Annotated in this window: 1 protein-coding gene; it reads right to left on the minus strand. The window is 47.1% G+C overall.

All coding sequences use genetic code 11. The annotated features are described in order from the left end of the window. Positions 1-1,619 (minus strand): tandem-95 repeat protein (locus H5183_RS21380; protein WP_182732679.1); only part of this gene is annotated, 1,619 nt, incomplete at both ends.

Consider the following 1,619-nt stretch of genomic DNA (forward strand, 5'->3'; position numbering starts at 1 on the left):
AGGTTAAACGCGAAGTTTTGCCCTACCGGCGCATCGTTGGTGTTGGTAACCTCTAATGTAAATGGCGTTAAACTGGCGCTATCTGTGCCATCGTTAACACTGATAGTAATAGCCGCGTAGCTGCCCACATCCTCGTTCTGTGGCGTGCCCGCTAATTCGCCCGTGCTGGTGTCAAAGCTTGCCCAACTTGGCTTATTAATGATGCTGAAACTGAGGCTATCACCATCAATATCACGCACTGATGGCGTAAACTGATACTGACTGTCTTCGCTTACCGTGGTGTTCGGTGTACCACTGATTGTCGGTGCATCGTTAACGTTCTTAACGGTGAGATTAAAGCTACTCAATGCTGTAGTAATCGCGCCGTCTGATACTGAAATAATAATGTTGTTATTTACGCCGACATCATCATTACTTGGCGTACCTGAAAACTGCCCAGTGCTGCTATCAAAGTTTGCCCAGCTCGGCTTGTTGCTAATGCTAAAGGTTAAGCTGTCGCCATCAATATCGCTGGCTGTTGGGGTAAAGCTATAAGGCGTATCTTGATCAACATTTAATGCTGGAACACCACCAATCGTTGGTGCGTCATTGACGTTGATCACCGTTAAGTTAAATGCCGGTAAGCTCGCCGTACCCATGCCATCGCTGACACTGAGCACAATATTACTGTACACACCCACATCGCTGTTAACAGCGGTACCACTGAGCAACCCGGTACTGCTATCAAAACTCAACCAACTTGGTTTATTACTGATGCTAAAGGTTAAGTTATCGCCCTCGGTGTCAGTTGCCGTTGGCGCAAAACTATAAGCGATTTTCTCACTCACTGACACAGTCGGTGAACCGCTGATCACTGGCACATCATTAACACTGCTCACGGTCACTGTGATCACCGCTGGTGCTGAATCCACGCTACCATCGTTAGCAACAAAGCTGAAGCTATCGGTGCCAAAGAAGTCACTCTCACCTTGGTATATTGCTTGCGAGCCAGTCAATGTAACACGGCCATTTTGTGGCTGACTGCTTATTTGATACGTTAAGGTATCGCCTTCGATATCGCTGGCGGTAAGGTTGATAGTCAGTGGCGTATCTTCATTTACTGACACCGCTGCAGCGCTGGCAACAGGGGCATCATTTACAGCATTAACGGTTAAGTTAACACTAACAGGAGCTGAATCTAACGCACCATCATTGGCTACAAACGTGAAACTATCACTGCCGTTATAATCTGCCGCAGCTGAATACAACCAACTATCACTGCTTTGTTGAACTAGCGTTCCGTGTGCGACATCAGTATCAATGCGATAAGTTAAGCTGTCATTTTCGATGTCTGTCGCAAGCAATGTGATCAATAAGCTTGCATCTTCATCAAGGCTAAGGGTTTGCGTTTGTGCCACCGGCGCATCATTGACTGGGTTCACGGTCATGGTGACAGTAGCAAGGTTAGATATCGCGCCATTGCTGTCTTTAACTGTGTAAGTAAAGCTGTCATCGCCATAGTAATCTGCATTGGCGGTGTAAATGATTGCCCCCGTTGCTGTTACTTGAGTTTGCCCATTGCTTGGTGCACTGACAACCGTCACACTGCTCACATCTAAGCTGTCGCCGATATCAACATC

It is taken from the genome of Pseudoalteromonas sp. SR44-8, assembly GCF_014163635.1.
Taxonomy (GTDB): Bacteria; Pseudomonadota; Gammaproteobacteria; order Enterobacterales; family Alteromonadaceae; genus Pseudoalteromonas; species Pseudoalteromonas rhizosphaerae.